Source organism: Flavobacterium urumqiense, assembly GCF_900108015.1.
Lineage (GTDB): Bacteria > Bacteroidota > Bacteroidia > Flavobacteriales > Flavobacteriaceae > Flavobacterium > Flavobacterium urumqiense.
Genome location: NZ_FNVP01000001.1, coordinates 207,025 through 232,792 on the forward strand (window position 1 = coordinate 207,025; position 25,768 = coordinate 232,792).

At 35.4% G+C, this 25,768-nt stretch carries 25 protein-coding genes and 2 tRNA genes; 11 read left to right on the forward strand and 16 right to left on the reverse strand.

The window, feature by feature from the left end; all coding sequences use genetic code 11:
• Positions 1-3: 3 nt before the first annotated feature.
• Positions 4-480 (reverse strand): hypothetical protein, encoded by a 477-nt coding sequence (locus C4S35_RS15535; protein ID WP_103998769.1) that lies wholly within the window; start codon positions 478-480, stop codon positions 4-6.
• A 42-nt stretch (positions 481-522) separates the two neighbouring features.
• Positions 523-906, reverse strand: a complete 384-nt coding sequence (locus C4S35_RS00885; protein WP_103998360.1) for a hypothetical protein — start codon at positions 904-906, stop codon at positions 523-525.
• A 58-nt stretch (positions 907-964) separates the two neighbouring features.
• Here C4S35_RS00885 and C4S35_RS00890 point away from each other — a divergent pair, with 58 nt between their 5' ends.
• Positions 965-1,465 carry a DUF456 domain-containing protein gene (locus C4S35_RS00890; RefSeq protein WP_103998361.1) on the forward strand — a complete coding sequence of 167 codons (501 nt, stop codon included), beginning with the start codon at positions 965-967 and terminating at the stop codon, positions 1,463-1,465.
• A 63-nt stretch (positions 1,466-1,528) separates the two neighbouring features.
• Here the strand turns inward: C4S35_RS00890 and C4S35_RS00895 are convergent.
• The 6 genes from C4S35_RS00895 to dnaE form a co-directional block, all read right to left on the reverse strand.
• A tRNA-Asp gene (locus tag C4S35_RS00895) sits at positions 1,529-1,602 on the reverse strand.
• Positions 1,603-1,872: 270 nt separating this feature from the next.
• A tRNA-Asp gene (locus tag C4S35_RS00900) sits at positions 1,873-1,946 on the reverse strand.
• A gap of 87 nt (positions 1,947-2,033) precedes the next feature.
• Complete coding sequence (locus tag C4S35_RS00905; protein ID WP_103998362.1) at positions 2,034-2,960, reverse strand: DUF58 domain-containing protein; 927 nt, start codon at positions 2,958-2,960, stop codon at positions 2,034-2,036.
• 151 nt (positions 2,961-3,111) lie between these two features.
• Positions 3,112-3,429, reverse strand: coding sequence for a thioredoxin (gene trxA / locus C4S35_RS00910; RefSeq protein ID WP_103998363.1), 318 nt, complete (start codon positions 3,427-3,429; stop codon positions 3,112-3,114).
• A 334-nt stretch (positions 3,430-3,763) separates the two neighbouring features.
• Complete coding sequence (locus C4S35_RS00915) at positions 3,764-4,645, reverse strand: outer membrane beta-barrel protein (RefSeq protein WP_103998364.1); 882 nt, start codon at positions 4,643-4,645, stop codon at positions 3,764-3,766.
• Between the two features lie 297 nt (positions 4,646-4,942).
• Positions 4,943-9,487 (reverse strand): DNA polymerase III subunit alpha, encoded by a 4,545-nt coding sequence (dnaE, locus tag C4S35_RS00920; protein WP_103998365.1) that lies wholly within the window; start codon positions 9,485-9,487, stop codon positions 4,943-4,945.
• 641 nt (positions 9,488-10,128) lie between these two features.
• Between dnaE and leuC the strand changes: the two genes are divergently transcribed.
• The 4 genes from leuC (at position 10,129) to leuB (ending at position 14,988) form a co-directional block, all read left to right on the forward strand.
• A complete protein-coding gene (gene leuC, locus C4S35_RS00925) occupies positions 10,129-11,523 on the forward strand; it encodes a 3-isopropylmalate dehydratase large subunit (RefSeq protein WP_103998770.1) in 1,395 nt (464 codons plus the stop codon).
• Between the two features lie 116 nt (positions 11,524-11,639).
• Positions 11,640-12,236 carry a 3-isopropylmalate dehydratase small subunit gene (leuD, locus tag C4S35_RS00930; RefSeq protein ID WP_103998366.1) on the forward strand — a complete coding sequence of 199 codons (597 nt, stop codon included), beginning with the start codon at positions 11,640-11,642 and terminating at the stop codon, positions 12,234-12,236.
• Positions 12,237-12,366: 130 nt separating this feature from the next.
• The gene (locus tag C4S35_RS00935) at positions 12,367-13,893 is read left to right on the forward strand and encodes an alpha-isopropylmalate synthase regulatory domain-containing protein (protein ID WP_103998367.1); all 1,527 of its coding nucleotides are present in this window, start codon (positions 12,367-12,369) and stop codon (positions 13,891-13,893) included.
• A 33-nt stretch (positions 13,894-13,926) separates the two neighbouring features.
• Positions 13,927-14,988, forward strand: a complete 1,062-nt coding sequence (leuB, locus tag C4S35_RS00940) for a 3-isopropylmalate dehydrogenase (protein WP_103998368.1) — start codon at positions 13,927-13,929, stop codon at positions 14,986-14,988.
• Between the two features lie 149 nt (positions 14,989-15,137).
• On the opposite strand, the gene C4S35_RS00945 is transcribed toward leuB, so the two are convergent.
• Both C4S35_RS00945 and C4S35_RS00950 read right to left on the reverse strand, forming a co-directional pair.
• Complete coding sequence (locus C4S35_RS00945) at positions 15,138-15,500, reverse strand: RNA recognition motif domain-containing protein (protein ID WP_066079550.1); 363 nt, start codon at positions 15,498-15,500, stop codon at positions 15,138-15,140.
• 153 nt (positions 15,501-15,653) lie between these two features.
• On the reverse strand, positions 15,654-16,130 hold the full coding sequence (locus tag C4S35_RS00950; RefSeq protein ID WP_103998771.1) for a DUF6252 domain-containing protein: 477 nt from the start codon (positions 16,128-16,130) through the stop codon (positions 15,654-15,656).
• Positions 16,131-16,329: 199 nt separating this feature from the next.
• Here C4S35_RS00950 and C4S35_RS00955 point away from each other — a divergent pair, with 199 nt between their 5' ends.
• From C4S35_RS00955 to C4S35_RS00980, 6 genes are all read left to right on the forward strand, one after another.
• Positions 16,330-16,890 carry a 30S ribosomal protein S16 gene (locus tag C4S35_RS00955; protein ID WP_103998369.1) on the forward strand — a complete coding sequence of 187 codons (561 nt, stop codon included), beginning with the start codon at positions 16,330-16,332 and terminating at the stop codon, positions 16,888-16,890.
• Positions 16,891-16,904: 14 nt separating this feature from the next.
• Positions 16,905-17,429, forward strand: a complete 525-nt coding sequence (gene rimM, locus C4S35_RS00960) for a ribosome maturation factor RimM (protein WP_103998370.1) — start codon at positions 16,905-16,907, stop codon at positions 17,427-17,429.
• Positions 17,430-17,506: 77 nt separating this feature from the next.
• Positions 17,507-18,220: a tRNA1(Val) (adenine(37)-N6)-methyltransferase gene (locus C4S35_RS00965; RefSeq protein ID WP_103998371.1), complete on the forward strand. Its 714-nt coding sequence runs from the start codon at positions 17,507-17,509 to the stop codon at positions 18,218-18,220.
• Between the two features lie 195 nt (positions 18,221-18,415).
• Positions 18,416-19,594 carry an acyl-CoA dehydrogenase family protein gene (locus tag C4S35_RS00970; protein WP_103998372.1) on the forward strand — a complete coding sequence of 393 codons (1,179 nt, stop codon included), beginning with the start codon at positions 18,416-18,418 and terminating at the stop codon, positions 19,592-19,594.
• Between the two features lie 92 nt (positions 19,595-19,686).
• Positions 19,687-20,469 carry a DUF3050 domain-containing protein gene (locus C4S35_RS00975; RefSeq protein ID WP_103998373.1) on the forward strand — a complete coding sequence of 261 codons (783 nt, stop codon included), beginning with the start codon at positions 19,687-19,689 and terminating at the stop codon, positions 20,467-20,469.
• 421 nt (positions 20,470-20,890) lie between these two features.
• Positions 20,891-21,787 (forward strand): metallophosphoesterase family protein, encoded by an 897-nt coding sequence (locus C4S35_RS00980; protein ID WP_103998374.1) that lies wholly within the window; start codon positions 20,891-20,893, stop codon positions 21,785-21,787.
• Between the two features lie 31 nt (positions 21,788-21,818).
• Here C4S35_RS00980 and C4S35_RS00985 read toward each other — a convergent pair whose 3' ends face one another.
• From C4S35_RS00985 to trmB, 6 genes are all read right to left on the reverse strand, one after another.
• Entirely contained in the window at positions 21,819-22,136 is a 318-nt protein-coding gene (locus tag C4S35_RS00985) for a 2Fe-2S iron-sulfur cluster-binding family protein (RefSeq protein ID WP_035668621.1), read from the reverse strand.
• 158 nt (positions 22,137-22,294) lie between these two features.
• Positions 22,295-22,534: a NifU family protein gene (locus C4S35_RS00990; protein WP_103998375.1), complete on the reverse strand. Its 240-nt coding sequence runs from the start codon at positions 22,532-22,534 to the stop codon at positions 22,295-22,297.
• Between the two features lie 81 nt (positions 22,535-22,615).
• Positions 22,616-23,746, reverse strand: coding sequence for an Mrp/NBP35 family ATP-binding protein (locus C4S35_RS00995; protein WP_103998376.1), 1,131 nt, complete (start codon positions 23,744-23,746; stop codon positions 22,616-22,618).
• Positions 23,747-23,945: 199 nt separating this feature from the next.
• On the reverse strand, positions 23,946-24,272 hold the full coding sequence (locus C4S35_RS01000) for an MGMT family protein (protein WP_103998377.1): 327 nt from the start codon (positions 24,270-24,272) through the stop codon (positions 23,946-23,948).
• A gap of 54 nt (positions 24,273-24,326) precedes the next feature.
• Positions 24,327-24,965: a LysE family transporter gene (locus C4S35_RS01005; RefSeq protein WP_103998378.1), complete on the reverse strand. Its 639-nt coding sequence runs from the start codon at positions 24,963-24,965 to the stop codon at positions 24,327-24,329.
• A gap of 53 nt (positions 24,966-25,018) precedes the next feature.
• The gene (gene trmB / locus C4S35_RS01010; RefSeq protein ID WP_103998379.1) at positions 25,019-25,696 is read right to left on the reverse strand and encodes a tRNA (guanosine(46)-N7)-methyltransferase TrmB; all 678 of its coding nucleotides are present in this window, start codon (positions 25,694-25,696) and stop codon (positions 25,019-25,021) included.
• Positions 25,697-25,768: the final 72 nt, after the last annotated feature.

The following is a 25,768-nucleotide window of genomic DNA, read 5'->3' on the forward strand; positions in this document are numbered from 1 at the left end:
TACTTACTCTACTTTAAGAATTACGGGAAGTAAAAACTGTGTTTTTACAGGAATTCCGCGTTTAATAGCTGGATTTACTTTTGGAAAATCGACTAAACGCGCTTGAAGTATACTGTCGATTTTTACTTTATCATAAGCCACTGAATCTTGAGGGAATTGAGGTTCGAATTTGATAGTAGAATTAGGGAAAACGGTGACTTTTACCTCAATCGTGTCCAATTCCGGATAGAGAACCGCAAGTGTATCCACACTCAATTTTTCCTGAATAAGCTGGGTTAAAACCTCAAAAAAACATTGTTGACGTTGTGTTTTACTCTCTATTTTTTCACAATCTACGACCGATGGGTATTCATCGACTTCTTTCCAATTGATCGTTTTCAATTCCTTTTGCAACAATTCCTTTTCTGTAGGTACTTGTTTGTCGAAGTATTGACAGGAATTAAAAAGTAGGAATACTAATAAAGGGTAATATTGCTTCAAGGTTTTGTTTTTGAATGGGACTAATATTTTATAAAAATACAATTATTTTTTTGGAGATGCCTTAGACAACAAATAATCTTGATACGATTCTGCGAACCACCTCTTTTTATTTTCAGCGGCAATTTGTTTTTGCGCGGGATATAAAGCAGCTTGTCGATCTGAGAAAATAGCGATTTGAATCGTATAGTTATAAAATTCTGATTTGGTTAATATCAATTTTGAATCTGATTTCTTCTGGAAAAATTCAAAAAAAAGTTGATCAAACTGCTTTAGAGAATAATTCAATACCTTTACTTTATTGACAACATAAAGAGAGTCTTTTAAAAAATCATCGCCACTTGCTGTCTTTTTTTCTTGGCCGTTTAAAGCCCCAAAAGGCAAAGTGAAATAGAGTAAAACGGAATATATTAAAATTATTTTTCTCATACTCATTTACAAAATAAGTGTTGCTTGCTTGTTTTTCAAAAATACTAAAAATTAGCTTATGGACATACTGTTTTTGATTCTTGGTTTTATTTGCTTATTTGTGAGTATTTTAGGCAGTTTTTTGCCAGTTTTACCTGGCCCGATTATTAGCTGGATTGGTTTACTTTTGCTTTATTTTACGAATGCTGTTCCGGCTAATTATTGGATACTTGGAATTACTTTTTTCATTACTGTATTCCTATCTGTTTTAGAATATATAATTCCGGCTAAAGGAACCAAAAAATTCGGAGGAAGTTCGTATGGAATTTGGGGAACCAATATTGGATTAATAGTAGGAATCTTAGCTCCTATTCCTTTCGGATTTATTATTGGCCCTTTTGTTGGCGCCTTTCTGGGAGAACTCCTTTATGACTCTAAAAATCACAAGCGAGCTTTAAAGGCTGCCACTGGATCATTATTGGGGTTTCTGGCATCTAGTTTTATGATGTTTCTAGTCTGCGTGATATACTTAGGACTGTTTCTGGCAATTGTTTGGCAATATAAATCAGAGTTGTTTTGATTGCCCTATAATCATTAAAATAAAAAAAGCCTTTCAGTTACGAAAGGCTTTCCCCAATATTAGCGGTCTGGACGGGACTCGAACCCGCGACCCCATGCGTGACAGGCATGTATTCTAACCAACTGAACTACCAAACCTGCTGCTTTATTGCGGTGGCAAAGATACAATAGATTTCCATTTATACACTGGAAACTTAAAAAATATTCTTCACAAATTTTATAAAATAAAGAACGACAACTAACTTCCTTAAAATCAAAAAAGCTATCCACAAAAGTGGAAAGCTTTTCATTGGTCTAACTACTAAACCCGCTACGAGTTACAAATTCGTAGCAAACAACACAACTAACGTTAAAAACCTTATGGGGCAAAAAAGCCTTTCTGTTACGAAAGGCTCTCCCCAATATTAGCGGTCTGGACGGGACTCGAACCCGCGACCCCATGCGTGACAGGCATGTATTCTAACCAACTGAACTACCAAACCTGCTGCTTTATTGCGGTGGCAAAGATACAATAGATTTCCGTTTAAGCAAGTGTTTTTGTGATAAATATTCAATAAAATTTCACCCCATTATCCAAAGTTTTGTTTTTCAACCAAGTATGTCGTCAAAATATTTTCAAAACTTTCGCCAACACTCACCGGAACGTACTTTATTCTGTTTTCTGCACAAGTTAACGCAAGCTTTTTGAAGTATCTTTCTGTTTGTTTTTCATATTCTTGTTTCACATTATCTGCAAAAATGGCCACTTCTTCACCCGTTTCTACATCAATAAACTTCCTTGGAGCATTATCAAAATCAAAATTTAGCTCCGTTTTGTTATCGACAACATGAAATAAAACTACTTTATGCTTATTATGTTTCAAATGTTGCAAGGCATTAAACAGTGCTTCTTCATTGCCAGACTGAAACATGTCTGTAAACAAAATAATCATTGAACGGCGGTGAATCTTCTCCGCTATCTGATGCAAAAAGGTAATTGTGTCGGTACTTTTTTTAGTTGTTGGTTTTTCCAACAGGTTTTCAAGCGCATTTAATATCATTCGATGGTGACGGTCGCTACCTTTTTCAGGAGCATAGTATTCATAGGTGTCCGAAAACACGCTTAGTCCTATCGCATCGCGTTGCTTCTTTAACAGATTCATTAAAACCGCCGAAGCCAAAACCGAAAATCCGATTTTATTTTCATAAAAAGCTTGTTTGTCTTTTAATTTTGGATAATACATCGAGGAGGAATTGTCAATAATAACATGACACCTCAAATTCGTCTCTTCTTCGAAACGCTTCGTATACAAGCGGTCTGTTTTCGCAAATAATTTCCAATCTATGTGCTTGGTGCCTTCTCCTAAGTTATAGACTTTATGCTCCGCAAATTCAGCTGAAAATCCATGAAATGGACTTTTATGCATCCCTGAAATAAAACCTTCTACCACCTGATTGGCGAGCAATTCTAAATTCTGAAAGCTAGAAATTTTCTCAATTTGCGATTCGATTTTCATATATCAAATATAGTAAAAGAGGAAAGCATTTAAAAATTAAACGATTACAAATAAAATTTAATTAAAAACTAGATTCGTAGTGCCTGAAATAATAAGCAAAAAAAAGGCCTGACTTTCGCCAAACCTTTTATATAAAATCATAATCTACCGATTACAACAACGCGTCTAAGCTATCAGCGTAGGTCTGTTTCGGAGCTACTCCTACTTGTTTACCTACTACTTCTCCGTTGTGAAAAACCAACACTGTTGGGATATTTCTCACTCCGTATTTTGCAGCAAATTCCTGGTTTGCATCTACATCAACTTTACCTATCACTACTTTACCTTCGTATTCCGCGCTAAGTTCGTCAATGATTGGTCCAACCATTCTACAAGGCCCGCACCATGCTGCCCAAAAATCTACCATTACTGGTTTGTCTGATTTCAAAACTACTTCTTCAAAAGTAGCGTCTGTTATTGCTAAAGCCATATTGTTTTTTGTTTAAAGTTTAGTATAAAGTTTCACGAACCTTAAATATAATGCAAATTTAGAGATTAAAAGCGAACCAAACACAATTCTCAAATTAGTTTTGATTATAAATGTATTGTCAATAGTTATTTGAAGCTATTTCCTGCTATACACTGTATCTTTTGGGCTGCCCATAAGTATCGGGACAATCGTAAAAAGATGCTTCGCGAAACTTCGGGATATTCAGGGATAAAAAATCTGCGCCTATAATTATGATTTATTTCAAAAAAATCAAATTATAAAAAAAGAGGCTGTCTTCTAAAACAGCCTCTCATTTATAAAATATCGTAATGTATTACAAGTTATATTTCAATCCAAGTGTCAAACCAACCCCACTAATACTGATGTAAGAGCTTAATTCATCCGTCGGCTTAGTCTTGTCAAAACCAGCATTATTTGTTTCCTTATTATTAGAAGTGCTATTGATTTGATTTGAATAATTAGTGTGGATATCCGATTGACTTCTACTAGCCAAAGCATCTGCACCATTAATAGTAAACACAGTAGTTTCTTTTGTTTTACCATGTACTGTAAAGTTACGGTATTCAACTTCCCCAAATGCAGATAAATTCTTTCCTAATTTATAAGATGTACCAAGTGCAGCTAAAAATCCTACTGTAGGATTAGGCTTAACCTCATCTTTACTGAATACATTTACTCCAGGAGCAGCAACTGCATTAGTTTTAATAGTTAAATCACCATTAACCGGAATTATAACACCTACTTTTGAATATGTTTCAAATCCTTTAACTTCTCCTAAAAACAACACAAGAGCTGGAGCTAAATCTAAAGCTTTAACCTGCCCCTCAGACTTTAAAACAGTAGCGTTTTGAGAAATAGTTTGCACCATCGTTTTGCTATTGCTATTGTAGTAATTGATACCCATTTCAACTCCTAAACGATCAGTAAAGCGATATCCAACATTACCACCGTAACGGAAACCTTCTCCAAAAGATCCTGTAACGCTTTCTCTGGAAGTTAATTTACCCGCAACATAAACGTCTTTATTTGCCGCTCTTCCTCCTACTGTTGGAAATTCAGTTGCGGTAGCTTGCACGAAGTAAGAAGCCCCTAATTTAAAATACCAACCGTCTTTGTTGTTTTCTTTTTTTTCAGTTTGAGCGACCATAGACATAGCACAAACCATTAATCCTAATGCAAAAAGGTTCTTTTTCATAATTTTGTTTTTTGTTTTACAACAAACTTATATAATTTTAACCAATGCTTTAATGTATTTCTTAGAGAAATATGAACATAAAAATAAAATTATATGCATGCATATAAAAATCAAGCGATTACGAAAAAAAATTTAACATTTTAAATCCACAAAAAACAACAAACAAGAAGCAAAAAAAACAATCTTAGTAGATTTAAACCATATTTTGACCCTACCAACCATAAAATCAACCCTTTCGATTCTATATTATTCTAATCTCGGCTTTTAAATTTTATTTATCTTCTCTGTTTAGAAGACCTAATTCAACTTAAAATTAATCTGCATTTTTTCCAATTCCACTAACAATTCATTCGAAATTTTTACTTTCAATTTTCTGCTAGGCATCGTAAGCTTGGTTACCACGTTAATTTCTTCGATTTCTTCTACTTTTGCAACAGCATTTGTTTCTAAAATTTCGAGAGTTTCCATTTCAGAATCTTCATTATCATCTACAAAAGCAGTTTCTTCATTCTCTATTTCAACAGGAGCAATAGTAACGATCCGTTTCGTTTTTTCTAATTCCATGATTTCAAAAGACACGGTATTATCGCCTTTATTTTCCTGAAAAAGATGACTTAATTTATGGATAAAATCAGTTTCTAGATCCTTAATATTCAATAATACAATTAATTTTTTAGCAAAAGTTTCCAATACATCCTGTAATTGTTTCACCTCCACAAATTGCAGTCTTGGCTCTCCTTTTTTCCCGGTATCGCGGTCAGTCCAACCTTCTTTCACCAATACTTTCATAAATGTAAAATTATTCTGGATAAAGAAATGACGAAATTTTAGATACTCTTCCCCAAAAATCCGAAACTCATAACTTTCATCATATCCTTCTAGTGTAAACATGCCCCAACCCTTTCCGTTTTTAGCCACACGATGTTGTACATTATTTATAATCCCCCCAAATGCAAGGTTTTTATTCAAATGAAGCTCCATTTGTCTCAACGCTTCCAGCTTGGCATTACAAAAATGTTTCATTTCAAATTTGTAATCGTCCAACGGATGTCCTGAAATATAAATTCCCACAACTTCTTTCTCTTTGGCGAGTTTTTCCATTGTACTCCAATCCTCGCAAGGCGGTACAACAGGCTCAGCGATTTGCACATCGCTAGAATCACCAAACAAACTTACTTGCGATGAATTCTCATTTTCCTGATACTTCGAACCATATCGGATTGCTTTTTCATAAAAGGTAATACCATCGCCATCATCATGAAAATATTGCGCTCTCGTGGTTCCTAAAAACGAATCAAATCCTCCTGCCAAAACCAGATTCTCCAACGCTTTTTTATTCGCCGCACGTAAATCAATACGTTTGGTCAAATCAAAAATAGACTTGTATCTTCCGTCCTTTCTGTTCTCCACAATTGTTGCCACAGCTCCAGAACCCACGCCTTTTACGGCTCCCATTCCAAAACGCACCGCATAATCATCATTTACCGTAAACTTGTAAAATGACTCGTTGACATCAGGTCCTAAAACTTGTAATCCCATACGCTTGCATTCCTCCATAAAGAACGAAACCTGCTTAATATCACTCATGTTATTGGACAATACCGCAGCCATATATTCGGCTGGATAGTTGGCTTTTAAATAAGCAGTTTGGTATGCAATCCAAGCATAACAAGTGGAGTGTGACTTATTAAAAGCATATTCCGCAAAAGCTTCCCAGTCTTTCCAGATTTTCTCTAACTTATCTTCCGCATGACCTTTGGCGGCAGCCTGAGAGATAAATTTAGGTTTCATTTTATCCAAAACATCTTTTTGTTTTTTTCCCATCGCTTTACGCAAAACGTCAGCATCCCCTTTGGAGAAATCCGCTAGTTTTTGGGACAAAAGCATTACTTGTTCCTGGTAAACGGTAATTCCGTACGTATCTTTTAGTAATTCTTCACAGGCATCCAAGTCATAAATAATTTCCTCTTCACCATTTTTTCGCTTAACGAAACTCGGAATATAGGCAATTGGTCCCGGACGATACAACGCATTCATGGCAATCAAATCGGGAAAAACCGTTGGTTTCAATTCCTTCATGTATTTCTGCATTCCCGGACTCTCATATTGGAAAATCCCTACCGTCTCTCCTCGTTGAAAAAGCTCGTAGGTCTTTAGATCATCAATCGGAAATTCATCCGGATTAAGATCAATTCCACTTCTATATTTGACCAATTTGACCGTATCTTTAATCAGAGTAAGGGTTTTCAAACCCAAGAAGTCCATCTTTAATAAACCGGCACTTTCCACCACCGAGTTGTCAAATTGCGTCACATACAAATCCGAATCTTTGGCGGTAGCCACAGGAACAAAATCAGTAATATCACTTGGCGTAATAATCACTCCACAGGCGTGAATTCCTGTATTTCTTAAGTTTCCTTCTAAAACTTTGGCTTGCTGAATGGTTTCTCCACCCAGATCATCTTCATTCGCAAGGCCTATTAATTCTTTTATTTTATCGTATTCTTCCGGACGAACCGCTTTTTTAATTACATCTTCTTTTTCATTTAAAAAACGTGCCAAATTCCACTTCGACGGCATCATTCCAGGAATCAATTTGGCAATCCTATCGGCTTCAAACAAAGGCAAATCCAATACACGAGCGGTATCCCGAATCGCAGATTTAGTTGCCATTTTACCGTAGGTGATAATTTGCGCCACTTGTTTCGAACCGTATTTACGGATCACATAATCCATTACGCTGCTTCGTCCTTCGTCATCAAAATCGATATCAATATCGGGAAGTGACACACGATCCGGATTCAGGAAACGCTCAAAAAGCAGGTTGTACATCAATGGATCGATATTGGTAATCTTCAAACAATAGGCCACCACCGATCCAGCCGCAGAACCCCTTCCCGGCCCTACCGAAACGCCCATGCTTCTCGCCTCGGCAATTAAATCCTGTACAATCAGGAAATATCCCGGATAACCAGAATTAGAAATTGTCAATAATTCAAAATCTAGTCGTTCCTGAATTTCTTCGGTGATTGCAGGGTATCTGCGATTGGCACCTTCAAAAGTCAAATGTCTTAAATAAGCATTTTCCCCTCGTACTCCGCCATCAACTGCATCTTCGGGATTATTAAATTCAACCGGAATTTCAAATTTTGGTAATAAAACTTCCCGCGCCAAATCGAAAATTTCAATTTTATCCACAATCTCCGAAATATTTGAAATCGCTTCGGGTAAATTTGCAAAAAGCTGCTTCATTTCGTCTCCCGACTTGAAATAATATTCCTGATTCGGCAATCCGTAACGATAGCCGCGACCGCGACCAATAGGTGTAGTTTGTTTTTCGCCATCACGCACACAAAGCAAAATATCGTGCGCATTTGAATTTTCCTTGTCTATATAAAAGGTGTTATTTGTCGCTACAATTTTGACATCGTGCTTTCTTGCCAATGAAATCAAAGACGCATTTACTCGATTTTCATCTTCCTGATTGTGACGCATCACTTCAATATAAAAATCTGCTTTAAACTCGTTTTTCCACCAAAGCAACGCCTCTTCGGCTTGGTTTTCACCTATATTTAAAATCTTATTTGGGATTTCACCATAAAGATTCCCGGATAAAACAATAATATCTTCTTTAAATTCCTGAATGACTTTCCTGTCGATTCTGGGCACATAATAAAAACCTTCAGTATAAGCGATGGAAGACATTTTAGCCAAATTGTGATAGCCCTTTTTGGTCTTCGCCAAAAGTACTATTTGGTATCCATTGTCCTTAACTTTTTTGTTTTTATGGTCTTCACACACAAAAAATTCGCAACCTACAATTGGTTTCATCGGAACTTCGGTAGGCTCTTCACCATTTTCGATTGCCGCTTTATTCTTGGCTTCAGCCGCTTTATTGTGGTATAAAATATCACGAACAAAATGAAAAGCACCCATCAAATTCGCATGATCCGTCATGGCAACCGCAGGCATTTTTTGTTGTGCAGCCGCTTTTACCAATGCCGCAATACTAATAGTAGATTGCAACACCGAGAACTGCGTATGATTGTGCAAATGCACGAAAGGCGCATCTGTAAGTACTTTTTTATTCTCAGAAAGCGCTGCTCTTGAAACGGCCGGCGCTTGTTTTTCGCCAAACTGCTGGCGAATTTTATCCGAAGCTTCCTTAAGATTAATATGTTTTAAACCAATGAGTTTAATCTCGCTTGGATTTTTATTTTGAAAATCTTGAAAATAACTGACTGGAACATCGAGTTCCTCTTTTGTAAAAACATCACGACGAATCAGCTCTAAGAAACAACGCGTAGTTGCCTCGACATCCGCAGTGGCGTTGTGCGCTTCGCCAAAAGGTTTATTAAAAAGATAACTATGTAATTCCGTTAAGGTTGGCAATTTGAATTTTCCACCTCGCCCACCTGGCAATTTTAATAAGGAAGCGGTAACTTCAGTACAGGTATCCAAAATTGGCATGGAACTCATTTGGCTTTCAACGCCCATTCTATAAAATTCGCAACCCATAATATTGATATCAAAACCTAAATTCTGACCAACAATAAATTTGGCTTTGCCTAATGCGATATTGAATTTTTCTAAAACTTCTGCCAAAGAAATCCCATCGGCTTCCGCCAATTCAGTAGAAATACCGTGAATTCGTTCCGCATCATACGGAATATTAAAACCTTCGGGCTTGACCAAATAATCTTGATGCTCGACGAGTTTTCCCATATCATCGTGCAACTGCCAAGCAATTTGAATACAACGTGGCCAGTTGTCCGTATCAGAAATAGGTGCGCCCCAACGCTTTGGTAATCCTGTAGTTTCGGTATCGAATATTAAGTACATATCTGGAAGTGAAGTGTTTGTAATTTTAAAAAATCGCAAAAAATGAATTTCAAATTTAGTTTTTTTTAGACAAGAATAGTAGCTAAGTTATCAACAAAACCAAATTTATTTCCGTGGACTATTCTCTTATTAAAACTACAATCACTTTCAATAAATCATCTTGGTAGTATCTTGTTAAAAAGATAAAAAGAGTCCTTATTGATTTTTTGGACGTCGTAGTATTTCATCAAAAAAAAACACTGAAATACGGCTAAAAAATATGCCTTTTAGTAATAAAATCATGTTTAAAAACAACTTCAACTAAAGTCAAATATTAAATTTAAAATAAAAAAAAAGTCAATTTTAATTCTATTTAATTAAATATTCATAAATCTAATAGCTTTTTATAAGCATATTTTAGCAATTCGATAATTATAAAACCCCGCCGAAAATTGATTTTTTATTATTTCTAAATAAAAAACTTCGCTACTAAAAAAGAAGCTTGAAATCCAAAAATCAGTAAAGAAATATCCGAATACGGTTTTGGGTATCGTATATAATGAAATATTAAAAAATAAAGACTTGATTCTTTTTTTAGTTTTGCTTTCATTGTTATCATCTTAGTCAACTTGGCTACAAAAAATACATTAAAACATATTAAAATGAGTACTACATTATTTGACAAAGTATGGGATTCGCATGTTGTGCGTAAAATTGAAGATGGACCAGACGTGTTTTTTATTGACCGTCATTTCATCCATGAAGTTACTAGTCCTGTAGCTTTTTTAGGTCTAAAAGAAAGAGGAATTTCAGTGTTATATCCAGAGCGTACTTTTGCTACTGCCGATCACAATACCCCAACTATAAATCAACATTTACCAGTTCAAGATGCATTATCTGCAAATCAATTAAAAGCATTGGAAGACAACGCAGCAGAATATGGTATTTCTCACTGGGGATTAGGTCACCAAAAAAATGGTATCGTGCACGTTGTAGGTCCTGAAAACGGAATTACTTTGCCAGGCGCCACTATTGTTTGTGGAGATTCTCATACTTCTACGCATGGCGCTTTTGGTGCTATTGCTTTTGGTATCGGAACTTCGGAGGTAGAAATGGTTATGGCAACACAATGTATTATGCAGCCAAAACCAAAGAAAATGCGTATCAACGTGAATGGTGAATTAAGTAAAGGCGTGGGTCCAAAAGACGTGGCCCTTTATATTATTTCTCAATTAACTACTTCTGGAGGTACCGGTTATTTTGCGGAATATGCAGGAGATGTTTTTGAAAACATGTCAATGGAAGGTCGTATGACCGTTTGTAACTTGAGTATAGAAATGGGTGCTCGTGGCGGTATGATTGCTCCGGACCAAAAAACATTTGATTTCCTAGAAGGACGATTATATGCTCCAAAAGGCGAAGCTTGGGACAAAGCTGTTGCGTATTGGAAAACATTAAAAACAGATGCTGATGCTGTTTTTGATACCGAATTAAATATCAATGCTTCAGACATTGAACCAATGATTACCTATGGTACAAATCCTGGAATGGGAATTGGCATCTCAAAAAACATTCCAAACGCCAACCAAGTTAAAGATGGCGCCGAAACATATAAAAAATCTTTAGCCTACATGGGCTTTGAAGAAAATGACGCAATGATTGGTAAACCAATCGATTTTGTTTTCCTAGGAAGCTGTACCAATGGTAGAATTGAAGATTTCAGAGCTTTTACAGAAATTGTGAAAGGCAGAAAAAAAGCCGACAATGTTACCGCATGGTTAGTTCCAGGTTCGCATGTTGTAGAGGCACAGATTAAAGAAGAGGGTCTTTTGGACATACTTAACGAAGCTGGTTTCGTATTGCGTCAACCTGGTTGTTCAGCTTGTTTGGCCATGAACGATGACAAAGTGCCTGCTGGAAAATATGCGGTAAGTACTTCAAACAGAAATTTCGAAGGTCGTCAAGGTCCGGGTTCAAGAACATTATTGGCAAGTCCAATTATGGCAGCTGCAGCTGCAGTTACTGGAGTACTTACGGATCCTAGAGATTTATTCTAGTTGAACGTCGATTGCAATAACAATATCAAAAATTAATAAAATGTTTTAGTTTTTACGATTCCGTTTTCTAAACAAGAAACCTGAAATCTAAAACCTGAAACCTGAAACCTAAAAAAATGGCATACGATAAATTTAACATCCTTACGAGTAGCGCAGTGCCGTTACCGATAGAAAATGTGGATACTGATCAAATCATTCCTGCGCGTTTCTTAAAAGCAACTGAACGTGTTGGTTTTGGCGATAACCTTTTCCGTGACTGGAGATACAATGGAGATGACACCGCAAAAGCAGATTTCGTATTAAATGACGCAACTTATAGTGGAAAAATATTGGTAGGCGGAAAAAACTTTGGTTCAGGTTCTTCCAGAGAACACGCAGCTTGGGCAGTTTACGATTACGGATTTCGCGCTGTTGTTTCTAGTTTTTTTGCCGATATTTTTAAAGGAAATTGCTTGAATATTGGTGTTTTACCAGTACAAGTTAGTCCAGAATTTGCTGAAACCATCTTCAATGCTATCGAAGCTGATCCAAAAACAGAACTGGAAATAAATCTTCCAGAACAAACCATTACACTAAAAGAAACGGGGCAAAAAGAATCTTTTGAAATCTCTGGTTACAAAAAAGACAATATGGTTAACGGTTTTGATGATATTGACTATTTACAAAACATCAAAGAAGAAATTGTTGGATTTGCCAATAAACTTCCTTACTAAAACTATTCTTAAAAAATACGCGGATATTGAACATTCTTTTTTAAGGTATACTTCAATAACTGTTTTTAATGTTTTATAAAAGCAGGATTTCGATTCATAAAATCGAAACCGTTTTAGCATCAAATTTAAAATGAAAAAAAGAAAGATTGAAATAATGGATACGACACTCCGTGATGGTGAACAAACCTCAGGAGTATCATTTTCTGCTGCAGAAAAACTAACCATTGCGCAATTGTTATTGGAAGAATTAAATATTGATAGAATCGAAATTGCTTCAGCAAGAGTGAGTGAAGGAGAATTTCAGGGTGTTAAAGGGATTATGACTTGGGCGGATGAGAAGGAATATTCAAACCGAATCGAGGTTTTAACCTTCGTTGACGGAGGCCTTTCAATCGATTGGATGAAAAAAACCGGAGCTAAAGTCCAAAATTTATTAACCAAAGGATCTCTCAACCATTTAACACATCAGTTAAAAAAAACACCCGAACAACATTTTACCGAGATTGCTCAATCCATTGCTTTGGCTCAGGAAAATAATATTGAAACAAATGTCTATCTTGAAGATTGGAGCAACGGAATGCGTAATTCACCAGAATATGTATTCCAATATCTGGACTTTTTAACCAAGCAACCTATCAAAAGAGTATTACTACCGGACACACTGGGCGTTTTAATACCTTCTGAAACTTTTGAATTTATTTCGAAAATTGTAACGAGATACCCTGATACTCATTTTGATTTTCATGCGCATAATGATTATGATTTAAGCATTGCCAATGTCATGGAAGCAGTAAAAGCCGGAATTCAAGGACTTCACGTAACCGTAAACGGAATGGGAGAACGCGCCGGAAATGCACCACTTGAAAGCACTGTCGCTGTAATAAATGACTTTTTTCCACAAATAGAAATCGGTGTGAAAGAATCTTCATTATATTCTGTGAGTAAGTTGGTAGAAACATTCACAGGATATAGAATTCCTGCTAACAAACCTATCGTTGGCGACAATGTGTTTACGCAAACAGCGGGTATTCATGCCGATGGTGACAACAAAAATAATTTATATTTTAATGATTTACTTCCGGAACGTTTTGGAAGAACAAGAAAATATGCATTAGGAAAAACATCTGGAAAAGCTAATATTGAAAAAAACCTTCAGGAATTAGGTTTAAAATTAAATTCGCACGACTTAAAATTAGTCACCCAACGCATCATTGAATTGGGCGACAAAAAAGAAACTGTTACCAAAGAAGATTTGCCTTACATTATCTCTGATGTTTTGGACAGCCAAACCTATCAGGAAAAAATTGTAGTTGAGTCGTACATATTATCTCATGCAAAAGGCATGCGTCCATCAACTACTTTATCTTTAAACATAGATGGTGAAATCATTGAAGAGCACGCGCAAGGTGATGGTCAATTTGATGCATTTATGAACGCATTGGCAAAAATATACAAAAGCAAAAATTTAGAATTGCCTAAATTGATCGATTACGCTGTTCGAATTCCTCCAGGGAGCAGTTCTGATGCATTATGCGAAACCATAATTACATGGACAAATAATCAAAAAGAATTTAAAACCAGAGGATTAGATTCGGACCAAACGGTTGCCGCAATTATAGCAACCCAGAAAATGTTGAATGTGGTCGCAGCTCATTAATAAATAGAAATACATTAATATAAATTAGACCTAATGAAATTTACAATAGCCCTTTTAGCCGGAGACGGAATTGGACCCGAAGTAATTAATGAAGCTGTAAAAGTTTCGGACGCAATTGCAAAAAAATTTAACCATGAAATCACTTGGACTCCTGCACTTACTGGAGCTTGTGCCATTGATGCCGTTGGAGTTCCTTATCCTGACGAAACACATGAAATTTGCATGAAAGCAGATGCTGTTTTGTTTGGAGCCATTGGGCATCCAAAATACGATAATGATCCAACATCACCCGTTCGCCCAGAGCAAGGATTATTGTTGATGCGTAAAAAATTAGGTTTGTTTGCCAATATTCGTCCAACATTTACTTTTCCTTCATTGATAGACAATTCTCCATTAAAAAGAGAGCGTATCGAAGGAACTGATTTGGTATTTATAAGAGAACTTACCGGAGGAATTTATTTTGGGGAAAAAGGAAGAAAAGACGATGGCGAAACAGCTTATGATACTTGTACTTACACTAGAGTCGAAGTACAACGTTTGGCTAAAAAAGGGTTTGAATTGGCGATGACTCGAACTAAAAAACTATGCTGTGTGGACAAGGCCAATGTAATGGAAACTTCCCGTTTATGGAGAGAGACAGTACAAGCAATGGAAAAAGATTATCCAGAAGTTGAAGTAAGTTACGAATTTGTAGATGCAGTAGCTATGCGATTGGTGCAATGGCCGAATTCCTATGACGTCTTGATTACTGAAAACTTATTTGGTGACATTTTAACGGATGAAGCTTCAGTAATATCAGGTTCTATGGGCTTGATGCCATCAGCATCAGTAGGAGAACATACATCATTATATGAACCTATTCATGGTTCTTATCCACAAGCTACAGGTTTAAATATTGCTAATCCATTGGCGACTGTATTATCTGCGGCAATGATGTTTGAAGATACTTTTGGTTTAAAAGAAGAAGCAGCGGCAATAAGAGCTGTCGTTAACAAATCGTTGGAACAAGGAATTATTACAGAAGATTTAGCTATCAAAGATGCTAAAGCTTATAAAACCAGCGAAGTTGGTGATTGGTTAGTTGCCAATTTATAAAAAACGTTTAAAGTTCGGTAACCGTAAAAGTTTTTTGCATACAAAAACATTACACTTTTTTAAGCTATGGCTCAACTTTAAACAAAAATATATTAAACAAAAAAGGTGTCAATAAATTGACACCTTTTTTTATATTTTAGAGAAAAATATTAATATCCACCTCTGTTTCCACCACCACGGTTTTCTCCACCACGGCTGTTTCCACCACCATAACCACCGCGTGAATCTCCACCACGACTGTTATTGTTAAAACTTCTTCTTTCGCCTTCTGGTTTTGGCTCAGATTTGTTTACAACGATTGCACGTCCTTGAACAGTAGCACCATTCAATTCGTCAATAGCTTTTTGAGCTTCATCATCATTTGGCATCTCAACAAAACCAAATCCTTTACTTCTTCCAGTAAATTTATCAGTAATAATTTTAACTGAATCAACTGCTCCGTAAGCCTCGAAAGACTCTCTTAAATCTGCTTCCTCAATACTGAATGGAAGACTTCCAACAAAAATATTCATATGTACTTATTTAAATAATAGAACAAATATACATTTATTTTTTTCTAATACACTATATATTAGCTTATTTATGTTTTTTATTTTTTAAAAAGAATAAAAAAAATACTTGAAAGCGACTCACGTAACATTTTCAAGAGTACACTTTACCTTAATTTACTGAACAGATGAACTTATAGGCACTTTATAAAAAACCCCCTGCTGAAAATTTATTACTGAACCTGCAAGTGGATTATTGTAAGTATTTTCTATGTTAAATTTAAACGTTCCACTAACCGTATTATTTACAGCGTCATACTCCGTTATTGAAACTTGACCATTTCCGATACCAAAACCTGTAGAGAAAGATATCAATCCACTAGGATCAGATAAAACATAATTTACGGTATTGACATTATCGATACCTAAAAAATAATTTTTTTTAGCAGTAGATGCTAATTTAAAAGTCAACGTCTCATTTCTGGTATACGCCACAATAAACAAAGAACCATTAACTAAAGTTGCCTTAGATTCAATTGCTCTCCAAAAGACATTGTCTTTCATTCCCTGCAAAGAAGGATTATTGAACCGAACGTCTTCTTGACACGAAATTAATGCGAATAGAACTATAATAATTAAAAAAAGTTTTTTCATAATAGTTGTCATTGATCTAAACAAAAGTAAATCATTTTCTACAAAAAATTTAAAAACAAAAACAAAAAACACATTACTTTTCCCCAAAACCTATTATGACTCATTAAACACTAATGGGATTAGTATTTATCAATAAAAAATGTATCTTTGCACCCTTAATTAATAGAGGTCGAGTACCTCAAAATTTAATCACAAGATTATGTCAGTAAAAATTAGATTACAAAGACACGGTAAAAAAGGAAAACCTTTTTACTGGGTTGTAGCAGCAGATGCTCGCTCAAAAAGAGATGGTAAATACTTAGAGAAAATCGGTACTTACAATCCAAACACAAACCCAGCAACTATCGATTTAAACATTGATAGCGCAGTAAAATGGTTGCACAATGGTGCTCAACCAACTGATACTGCTAGAGCAATTCTTTCTTACAAAGGCGCTTTATTGAAACATCACCTTGATGGTGGTATCCGTAAAGGGGCGCTAACACAAGAACAAGCTGATGCAAAATTAGCAACTTGGTTAGAAGAAAAAACAGGAACAGTTGATGCTAAAAAAGAAGGTTTAACAAAAGCACAATCAGATGTTAAAGCTAAAGCTTTTAAAGCAGAACAAGATGTAAACGCAAAACGTTTAGCTGCAGCTGCACAAGCTGAAGCAGATGCTATTGCTGCTGCTACTCCTGCTGTAGAAGAAGAAACTGCTGAAGTGGAAGCTGAAGAAGCTCCTGCTGCAGAAGAAAATAACGAAACAACTGAAGCATAATTTAGAAGGCGAAGATGCGTAAAGAAGATTGTTTCTATTTAGGTAAAATCGCTAAAAAATTTAGTTTCAAAGGGGAAGTTCTTGCCTATTTAGATACGGACGAACCTGAGTTATACGAAAACTTGGAATCAGTGTTTGTTGAATGCAACAAACACTTGGTTCCTTTTTTTATTGAAAGCAGTTCACTGCACAAAAACGATTTTCTTCGAATTCGTTTTGAAGACATGAATACCGAAGAAGATGCCGATGCCATTATTGGTAACGCCATTTATCTTCCTCTCAAAATGTTACCAAAACTTACCGGCAACAAATTCTACTTTCACGAAGTTATTGGTTTTGAAGTTGAAGACAAACGCCTTGGTGTTGTCGGAAAAATTCAATCTATAAATGACACTACCGCTCAACCTCTTTTTGAAGTTTTAAATGGCGATGTAGAAATTCTTATTCCTATGATTGATCATTTTCTGGTCAAAATTGACCGCGAAAATAAGAAAGTTATCATGGATTTACCAGAAGGACTTATTGAAATGTACCTTTAAATTAGTGTTCAGTATTCAGTTTTTAGTGTTCAGTTCCTCAAAAATCGTTAATCTACAATCTGAAATCAAAATTTTCTATGTCCAAATTCCAATTCAAACAATTCTCTCTTGAACAAGATCGTTGTGCCATGAAAATTGGAACAGATGGCGTATTGCTTGGCGCTTGGGCACCAATAGAAAATAATCCTTTTAGCATTTTGGATATTGGAGCGGGAACAGGCGTAATCGCTTTGATGCTCGCACAAAGAAGTAATGCGGAACAAATTGATGCTTTGGAAATCGACGAAGAAGCCTACGAGCAATCCGTAGATAATTTTGAAAACTCCCCTTGGAGTGATCGCTTATTTTGTTTTCATGCCGGCTTGGATGAATTTATGAAAGAACCTGAAGATGAATACGATCTAATTGTTTCGAATCCACCTTTTTATACTGATGACTTTAAATCCGCAACGGAACAAAGAGATTTAGCCCGTTTTGCTGACGCGATGCCTTTTGAAGATTTAATCGAGGCCGCTGATTTATTGCTTTCAGAGAAGGGAACATTCGCAGTAATCATTCCTTTCAAAGAAGAAGAAAATTTCTTGGCTACAGCCAAAGAGTATGAATTATATCCTTTAAAAATAACCAGAGTTAAAGGAACTGCGACTACCGAAATCAAAAGGAGTTTATTAGCTTTCAGTCGCTATGAAAAAATTGACTTTCCTATTGATGAATTGATTATCGAGACTTCAAGACACCAATACACACTAGAATATATCGAATTGACAAAAGATTTTTATTTGAAGATGTAATAAAAATTACAGGTAATCGGCAAATTTGGTCTTTGAAAACTACTCTTAAACCGTATTAAAAAGAATACTTTCTCTTTTAATACAATCTTACATTATTTAAATTAATACTTTTTAATGAAATTAAAAAAATATAACATTTTTTAATGCTTTTGTTATATTTCTTTATGTAAATTTGTTCTTTTAAAAATCATAACCATGAAACCAGATTTATTTCAAGCTCCAGATTATTACAACCTCGACGATTTACTAACAGAAGAACACAAATTAGTACGTGATTCTGCTCGTGCATGGGTAAAACGTGAAGTGTCTCCTATTATAGAAGAATATGCTCAAAAAGCGGAATTCCCAAAACAAATTATAAAAGGTTTGGGTGAAATTGGTGGATTTGGTCCTTACATTCCTGAGGAATATGGCGGCGCAGGTTTAGACCAAATTTCATATGGTTTGATTATGCAAGAAATTGAGCGTGGAGATTCTGGTGTTCGTTCTACTTCATCCGTACAATCTTCTTTAGTAATGTATCCAATTTGGAAATATGGAAACGAAGAACAACGTATGAAATACTTACCAAAACTGGCTACCGGTGAGTATATGGGTTGTTTCGGATTAACGGAACCTAACTATGGTTCTGATCCCGGAAGTATGATTACCAACTTTAAAGATATGGGGGACCATTATTTATTGAACGGTGCTAAAATGTGGATTTCAAATGCTCCGTTTGCCGATATTGCAATCGTTTGGGCAAAAAGTGAAGAAGGAAGAATTCACGGCCTAATTGTCGAAAGAGGAATGGAAGGGTTTACCACTCCGGAAACGCATAACAAATGGTCGCTTCGTGCCTCTTCAACAGGAGAATTAATTTTTGATAATGTAAAAGTACCAAAAGAAAATTTATTACCAAATAAATCTGGATTAGGAGCACCATTAGGTTGTCTCGATTCGGCACGTTATGGAATTGCCTGGGGTGCTATTGGCGCTGCTATGGACTGTTACGACACCGCTTTACGTTACGCTAAAGAAAGAATTCAGTTTGACAAACCCATTGCAGGAACTCAATTGCAACAAAAGAAATTAGCCGAAATGATTACTGAAATCACCAAAGCACAATTGTTAACTTGGAGATTAGGTGTTTTGAGAAATGAAGGGCGAGCTACTACAGCCCAAATCTCTATGGCCAAAAGAAATAATGTAGATATGGCGATTCATATTGCTCGTGAAGCCAGACAAATTTTGGGTGGAATGGGAATTACTGGCGAATATTCTATCATGCGTCACATGATGAATTTAGAATCTGTTATTACTTATGAAGGAACGCACGATATTCACTTGTTAATTACAGGAATGGATATTACTGGAATTCCGGCTTTTAAATAGTAATAAACAACTATTAAAGTATTTATAAAATTGATGGTAAAAGCTTCTTGGAAACAGGAAGCTTTTTTATATTTACATCAAAAAATACCACTATGAATATTGAATCAATTAATAAGACGATTCAGTCCCAAAAAGAATCGTTATTACAACATTCCTTATATAAAAAAGTACAAACAATTGAGGATTTACATACTTTTTTAGAAAACCATGTTTATGCAGTTTGGGACTTTATGTCTTTATTAAAAGCATTACAATCAAAATTAACTTGCACAACTACTCCATGGTTTGCCACCGAAAATCCTGAAACAAGATATTTAATTAACGAAATTGTTCTGGCTGAAGAAACCGACCTAACGATGGACGGCCTTCATCAAAGTCATTACGAGATGTATATTGAAGCCATGAAAGCTTGTGGAGCGAATACGCAAGGGATTGAGCGTTTTTTAGCTGAAGTTCATTCGTTTAAAAATGTGTTTGTTGCCATCAAAAAAAGCAATTTACACCCTAATATTAAAGCCTTTTTAGACTTTACTTTTAGAGTAATAGACGAAGGAAAAACGCATGAAATCGCCGCTGCATTTACTTTTGGAAGAGAGGATTTGATTCCAAGTATGTTTACCGCAATCTTGAAAAATTTTCAAGAAAACTTTCCTGAAACTGATTTAAGCAAATTGATTTATTATTTCGAAAGACACATCGAATTGGATGCTGAAGAACACGGTCCAATGGCGATGAAAATGATAACGGAACTTTGCGGAACTGACCCACAAAAATGGTCTGATGTAGAAGAAGTATCTATTTTAGCATTAGAAAAAAGAATCGGACTGTGGGATGCTATCGAAGAAACAATTGTTATGAATGTTGAATTAGCCTAAAATCTATACTTTCAAATAAACGTAACTATTAGTTAGAAATTATCATTGTTATTTCTAAATAACGAAAAAATAATTTAAAAAAATAGTTGCGTTCTTTTTACTAACAAGGATCAGCAAATCAATCAAGGATTTCTATAGAAATTGATGCTGATCAGGCTTTCGCCAAAAAATACTTCATCGACAAAACAATTGAATTTATAAATAGTACTAATGTCATCAGACAAGGTTTAACGAATACAAATCTTGTCGCTCAAGATGGATTGCATCCCCAGGAATCAGCCTATTCTTTATTTGTAGAATGGATGGTACCAAAAACGTTTACAGTAATTCAAAAAAAGAACTTTCTATTTTAAAGAAGTTATTCTATAAAACAACTTACATAGTTGTTTTTACATATCTTTATTTTTTTTAAAATAAATAAATGTCTTCCCAAGAACGATTAACAAAAGCCTACAAAGAAGCAAAAAGAATTTCTTTTGACGATCAGTCAAAATTTATTCTATTTAGCGACTGTCACCGAAGCGATAATAGTTTTGCTGATGATTTCGCAAATAATAGAAACGTGTATTTTCATGCTATGAACCAGTATTACAATGATGGTTTTGAGTATTGTGAGTTGGGTGACGGCGATGAATTATGGGAAAATATTTTCTATAAAACCATATTTGAAGCCCACAAAAACGTATATCTTTTATTAAAAAAGTTTCATGACTCCAACAGATACCATAAAATTTGGGGTAATCATGATATGGTTTTTCGAAATAAAGATTACGCAGAAAAAACACTTACAACTTATATAAATACCCAAAATGACAGGATTGAACCTTTATTTACCGGTATAAAATGTCACGAAGCCATCGTTTTAGTCCATCAGGAAACCAAGCAAGAACTATTTTTAACACATGGTCATCAAGCGGATTTTATGAATTATGTGGGTTGGAAAATTAACCGGTTTATGGTTGCTATATTATGGAAACCTCTACAAATTTGGGGTATCTCTGACCCAACAAGCCCTGCGAAGAATTATATAGAACGTATAAAAGTCGAACTGCGCATAAAAAAATGGATCGAAAACAATAATAGAAAAATTACCATTGTTGGACATACACACAGACCCAGTTTCTCTTATCCAAGTCAAAACGCAACCCCATATTTTAATGACGGAAGCTGTGTACACCCGCGCAGTATTACCGGTATTGAAATTGTAAATGGAACACTAACATTAATAAAATGGTATATCGACACAAAGGATAATGGTATTTTACAAATTGTAAGAGAAGTTCTTGATGGTCCAACAAATCTGAAAGATTATAAATAAAAAAAAACGAGAATCTCTTCTCGCTTTTTTGTTAATTTTCCGGAGCCAACTCCAATTCTAATCCTTCGAGGCTTTCGGTGATTGGGATTTGGCAACCCAAACGGCTGTTTGATTTTACGTAGAATGCTTCAGAGAGCATCGCTTCTTCATCATCGCCCATTTCAGGCAATGCAACATCATTAAGAACGTAACATTGACAAGAAGCACACATGGCCATACCGCCACATGTCCCTTCCACAGGAAGTTCATAGGCTTTACATAATTCCATGATGTTCATGGCCATATCTGTGGGAGCCTGTAATTCATGCACTACTCCTTCTCTATCTTTAATTTTTATTAATACATCCATAAATCAGCTATGAGTTATAAGTTATGAGTTGTGTGTTTGCGTGAGGGATAAAAGCTAGCTACCGAAGTAGCGCGGATAGCCCGACCGTTTTAAGAAAAAAGGCAAATACTCGTTGTATTGAGTAGCCTTTTTTCTTAAAAGGGGCACGCCCTAAACATTTATAAGATATTTACAACAGTTTCTATTTGAGGAGCAAACTTTTTGATAGTGGTTTCAACGCCAGCTCTCAATGTCATTTGGTTTACACTGCAACTGGTACATGCTCCTTCAAGACGCACTTTTACATGTTTGCCGTCTTCGATGGAAATAAGGGTAATGTCTCCGCCATCAGAGTTCAAAAAAGGTCTGATTTCTTCGAGTGCTTTTTGAACTTCTAGTGTTAATTCTTCTGTTGTCATAATTTAGACTTATTAGATTTTCAGACCTTTTAGATTTTTAGATTTCTTAGTTAATTTAAGTAGCCTAAAAATCTAAGTAATCTATTTTTTATTTACTGCTGAACAACCTGCCATCGTCGTAATTTTTACCGCTTCAGTAGCAGGCAAACTTTCGTTTCTTCTTACTACTTCTTGCACTACATTACGGGTTATTTCTTCAAAGACAGTTTCAATTACAGAACCAGTTTGCATGGCAGCAGGACGACCGTAATCTCCGGCTTCGCGTATTGATTGTACAATTGGCACTTCTCCAAGGAATGGAACGTCTAAATCTTCTGCAAGATTTCTGGCTCCTTCTTTTCCAAAGATGTAATATTTATTTTCAGGTAATTCTTCGGGTGTGAAGTATGCCATATTTTCAATAATTCCTAATACAGGAACATTTATTGCTTCAGACATAAACATGGAAACCCCTTTTTTAGCATCAGCCAAAGCTACAGCTTGTGGTGTGCTTACAATTACAACACCTGTGATAGGTAATGATTGCACGATTGAAAGGTGAATATCTCCTGTTCCCGGTGGTAAATCAACCAACATAAAATCTAATTCTCCCCAATCTGCATCGAAAATCATTTGGTTCAATGCTTTGGAAGCCATAGGTCCTCTCCATATTACCGCTTGACTTGGTGCTGTAAAAAATCCTATAGAAAGAATTTTTACCTCATAACTTTCAACCGGTTTCATTTTTGATTTCCCATCTACCATTACAGAGATTGGTTTTTCGTTTTCTACGTCGAACATGATTGGCATCGATGGTCCGTAAATATCGGCATCAAGAATTCCCACTGAGAAACCCATTTTAGCCAATGATACGGCTAAATTTGCAGTCACAGTAGATTTTCCTACTCCTCCTTTACCAGAGGCAACTCCTATAATATTTTTTATTCCCGGTATTGATTTTCCTTTAATTTCTGGCTTATCCGGAACCTCAACTTTACTATTAATTTTGATTTTAGCATCAGGCGATACTAATTCAAGAATTGTTTTTTTGATATCGTCTTCTGCACGTTTTTTAATGTGCATTGCCGGTGTGTGTAATACTAAATCTACTACAACCTCATCGCCAAAAGTAACTACATTTGCTATTGCACCACTCTCCACCATGTTTTTTCCTTCTCCAGCTATAGTAATCGTTTCTAAAGCTTTAAGAATCTCTTTTCTATCTAATTTCATTTTTAGTTCACTGTTTTCTATCGGCGTTTTACCACCAGAATATTATCTTTATTTAAACTGATTTCAGATTGTAAAGATACTGTGAAAAGTTCTTATTACAGAGGTTTTGCATCGCATTTATTGATGTTGAAATTGATGGTGGTTATTCATTTTTTTGAATAAATCATCAATTTTTGAAGATTAGGAAATAAAGAAAGTACTAAAATTGTATTTCAGGTTGCCAAAAGTGTTTCGCGAAATCCACTATCTGATTGTCGATCACAATAATTCCCTCATTTTCCAGTAACTGTTGCATGAGATTGGTTCCATCAAAATGGAGTTTTCCGGTAAGCAACCCGTTTCGATTCACCACCCGATGTGCCGGAACATCTTCTATATTATGTGAAGCATTCATAGCCCAACCAACCATTCTGGCGGAACGGGCAGTTCCTAAAGCTTTGGCAATTGCACCATAGGACGTGACTTTTCCGTAAGGAATTTGTCTGGCGATGGCATATACTCTTTCGAAAAAATTATCTTCGGACATGAATTTGAATCTAATAAAAATGAAGCTACTAATATATATTGCGATTTAGAACCACTAATTACCTATATAATGCTTTATAATATTGATCAAAGTAACAACTGCTATCAATCCAGTTATACTGCCAATAATGGTGTTCATATTTCTCATTAAATAATCGGCTTTGTTTTGTATTTTTCCGAAAAAAGTAATGTAGCAATAGAAAACTAAAAAAGCTCCCAAAACAACTCCATTCACAAAAATAAAAATAAAAGTGGTGTCGAATAAAAATAAGTTATAGGACGATAGCATAATGCTTACTAAAACATAATACGGAATTGGAAAAAAATTAAGTGCCGAAAGCAACATCCCAAGAAAAAAACGAGAACTTTTACTGTGTTTTTTTATTTTCCCTTTTATCTTTTTTGGTTTTTTGGCAATCAAAAGAAAATAAACCGTTAAACCTGAAAAAACAACACAACCAATTTCGCGTAACAACAGCACTAAATTAGGACGATCATCAATAAATCTGGCAAAAAGAATAGCGAGATACGCCTGAAAAAATATTATTATAATTGCGCCAAAAATAAACCATAAAGCACTTTTCTTTCCTTCTTTTAAGTTTACTTTAGCCGCTGTCATGTTGAGCAACCCGGGTGGAGTAATCCCTATAAAAGCAGTAATAAAACCAGAAAGCAAAGATATAATTAGATTCATAGGCAATGTATCAGCATTCAAAAAAGACAAACAACTCTAGTTAAAACGTAAAACTATTCTTTAATTTTGAATCGAATATACGTAATTGCTTTGTTAACTTCCAAATATTGTTTTTCGTAAAAAGTCTGAAAAGCAGTTACTTCCTCCGGACTTCCTTCATTTACGTATACATTATGATTGGCATACAAAACTTCGTGTCCTTCACCATGAAGTAAACCAAGTGTGTAACCGTGCATGAATTCACTATCGGTTTTGAGGTTTACAACACCCTCTTTTTTTAGTACTTTTTTATACAACTGCAAAAACTCGGAATTGGTCATTCTGTGTTTTGTTCGTTTGTATTTTATTTGAGGATCTGGAAACGTAATCCAAATTTCATCTACTTCATTTTCTGCAAAAATATGATTGATTAATTCGATTTGAGTTCGAATGAAGGCTACATTATGCAAACCTGTTTCAACGGCCGTTTTGGCACCACGCCAAAAACGAGCTCCTTTGATATCAATCCCGACAAAGTTTTTATTAGGATATCTTTCGGCAAGACCCACGGAATATTCCCCTTTTCCACAACCTAATTCTAGTACTAATGGATTATCATTTTTGAAAAATTCAGCGTTCCACTTCCCTTTAAGTGGAAACAAATCCCCTACTACTGCTTCTCTTGTTGGTTGAAAAACATTTTCGAATGTTTCGTTTTCCTTGAATCTCTTTAATTTATTTTTACTTCCCACGCTTTTACAAATATTTCGGCAAAATTAAGGAATTATATAAGACCGAAAGCCGTAGCGAAGAAAAATTAATAA

Excerpts from the sequence above, each read along its gene's own strand:
- C4S35_RS00995 (WP_103998376.1), bottom strand. The coding sequence starts at position 23,746 with ATGAAATTAGATAGAAAAGAGATTCTTAAAGCTTTAGAAACGATTACT.
- C4S35_RS00945 (WP_066079550.1), bottom strand. The coding sequence starts at position 15,500 with ATGAATATTTTTGTTGGAAGTCTTCCATTCAGTATTGAGGAAGCAGAT.
- leuD (WP_103998366.1), top strand. The coding sequence starts at position 11,640 with ATGGCATACGATAAATTTAACATCCTTACGAGTAGCGCAGTGCCGTTA.
- C4S35_RS01005 (WP_103998378.1), bottom strand. The coding sequence starts at position 24,965 with ATGAATCTAATTATATCTTTGCTTTCTGGTTTTATTACTGCTTTTATA.
- C4S35_RS00915 (WP_103998364.1), bottom strand. The coding sequence starts at position 4,645 with ATGAAAAAGAACCTTTTTGCATTAGGATTAATGGTTTGTGCTATGTCT.
- C4S35_RS00890 (WP_103998361.1), top strand. The coding sequence starts at position 965 with ATGGACATACTGTTTTTGATTCTTGGTTTTATTTGCTTATTTGTGAGT.
- C4S35_RS01000 (WP_103998377.1), bottom strand. The coding sequence starts at position 24,272 with ATGTCCGAAGATAATTTTTTCGAAAGAGTATATGCCATCGCCAGACAA.
- C4S35_RS00970 (WP_103998372.1), top strand. The coding sequence starts at position 18,416 with ATGAAACCAGATTTATTTCAAGCTCCAGATTATTACAACCTCGACGAT.
- C4S35_RS00885 (WP_103998360.1), bottom strand. The coding sequence starts at position 906 with ATGAGAAAAATAATTTTAATATATTCCGTTTTACTCTATTTCACTTTG.
- rimM (WP_103998370.1), top strand. The coding sequence starts at position 16,905 with ATGCGTAAAGAAGATTGTTTCTATTTAGGTAAAATCGCTAAAAAATTT.
- dnaE (WP_103998365.1), bottom strand. The coding sequence starts at position 9,487 with ATGTACTTAATATTCGATACCGAAACTACAGGATTACCAAAGCGTTGG.
- leuB (WP_103998368.1), top strand. The coding sequence starts at position 13,927 with ATGAAATTTACAATAGCCCTTTTAGCCGGAGACGGAATTGGACCCGAA.
- C4S35_RS00990 (WP_103998375.1), bottom strand. The coding sequence starts at position 22,534 with ATGACAACAGAAGAATTAACACTAGAAGTTCAAAAAGCACTCGAAGAA.
- trxA (WP_103998363.1), bottom strand. The coding sequence starts at position 3,429 with ATGGCTTTAGCAATAACAGACGCTACTTTTGAAGAAGTAGTTTTGAAA.
- C4S35_RS00955 (WP_103998369.1), top strand. The coding sequence starts at position 16,330 with ATGTCAGTAAAAATTAGATTACAAAGACACGGTAAAAAAGGAAAACCT.
- C4S35_RS00975 (WP_103998373.1), top strand. The coding sequence starts at position 19,687 with ATGAATATTGAATCAATTAATAAGACGATTCAGTCCCAAAAAGAATCG.
- C4S35_RS00965 (WP_103998371.1), top strand. The coding sequence starts at position 17,507 with ATGTCCAAATTCCAATTCAAACAATTCTCTCTTGAACAAGATCGTTGT.
- leuC (WP_103998770.1), top strand. The coding sequence starts at position 10,129 with ATGAGTACTACATTATTTGACAAAGTATGGGATTCGCATGTTGTGCGT.
- C4S35_RS00985 (WP_035668621.1), bottom strand. The coding sequence starts at position 22,136 with ATGGATGTATTAATAAAAATTAAAGATAGAGAAGGAGTAGTGCATGAA.
- C4S35_RS00980 (WP_103998374.1), top strand. The coding sequence starts at position 20,891 with ATGTCTTCCCAAGAACGATTAACAAAAGCCTACAAAGAAGCAAAAAGA.
- C4S35_RS00905 (WP_103998362.1), bottom strand. The coding sequence starts at position 2,960 with ATGAAAATCGAATCGCAAATTGAGAAAATTTCTAGCTTTCAGAATTTA.
- C4S35_RS00935 (WP_103998367.1), top strand. The coding sequence starts at position 12,367 with ATGAAAAAAAGAAAGATTGAAATAATGGATACGACACTCCGTGATGGT.
- C4S35_RS00950 (WP_103998771.1), bottom strand. The coding sequence starts at position 16,130 with ATGAAAAAACTTTTTTTAATTATTATAGTTCTATTCGCATTAATTTCG.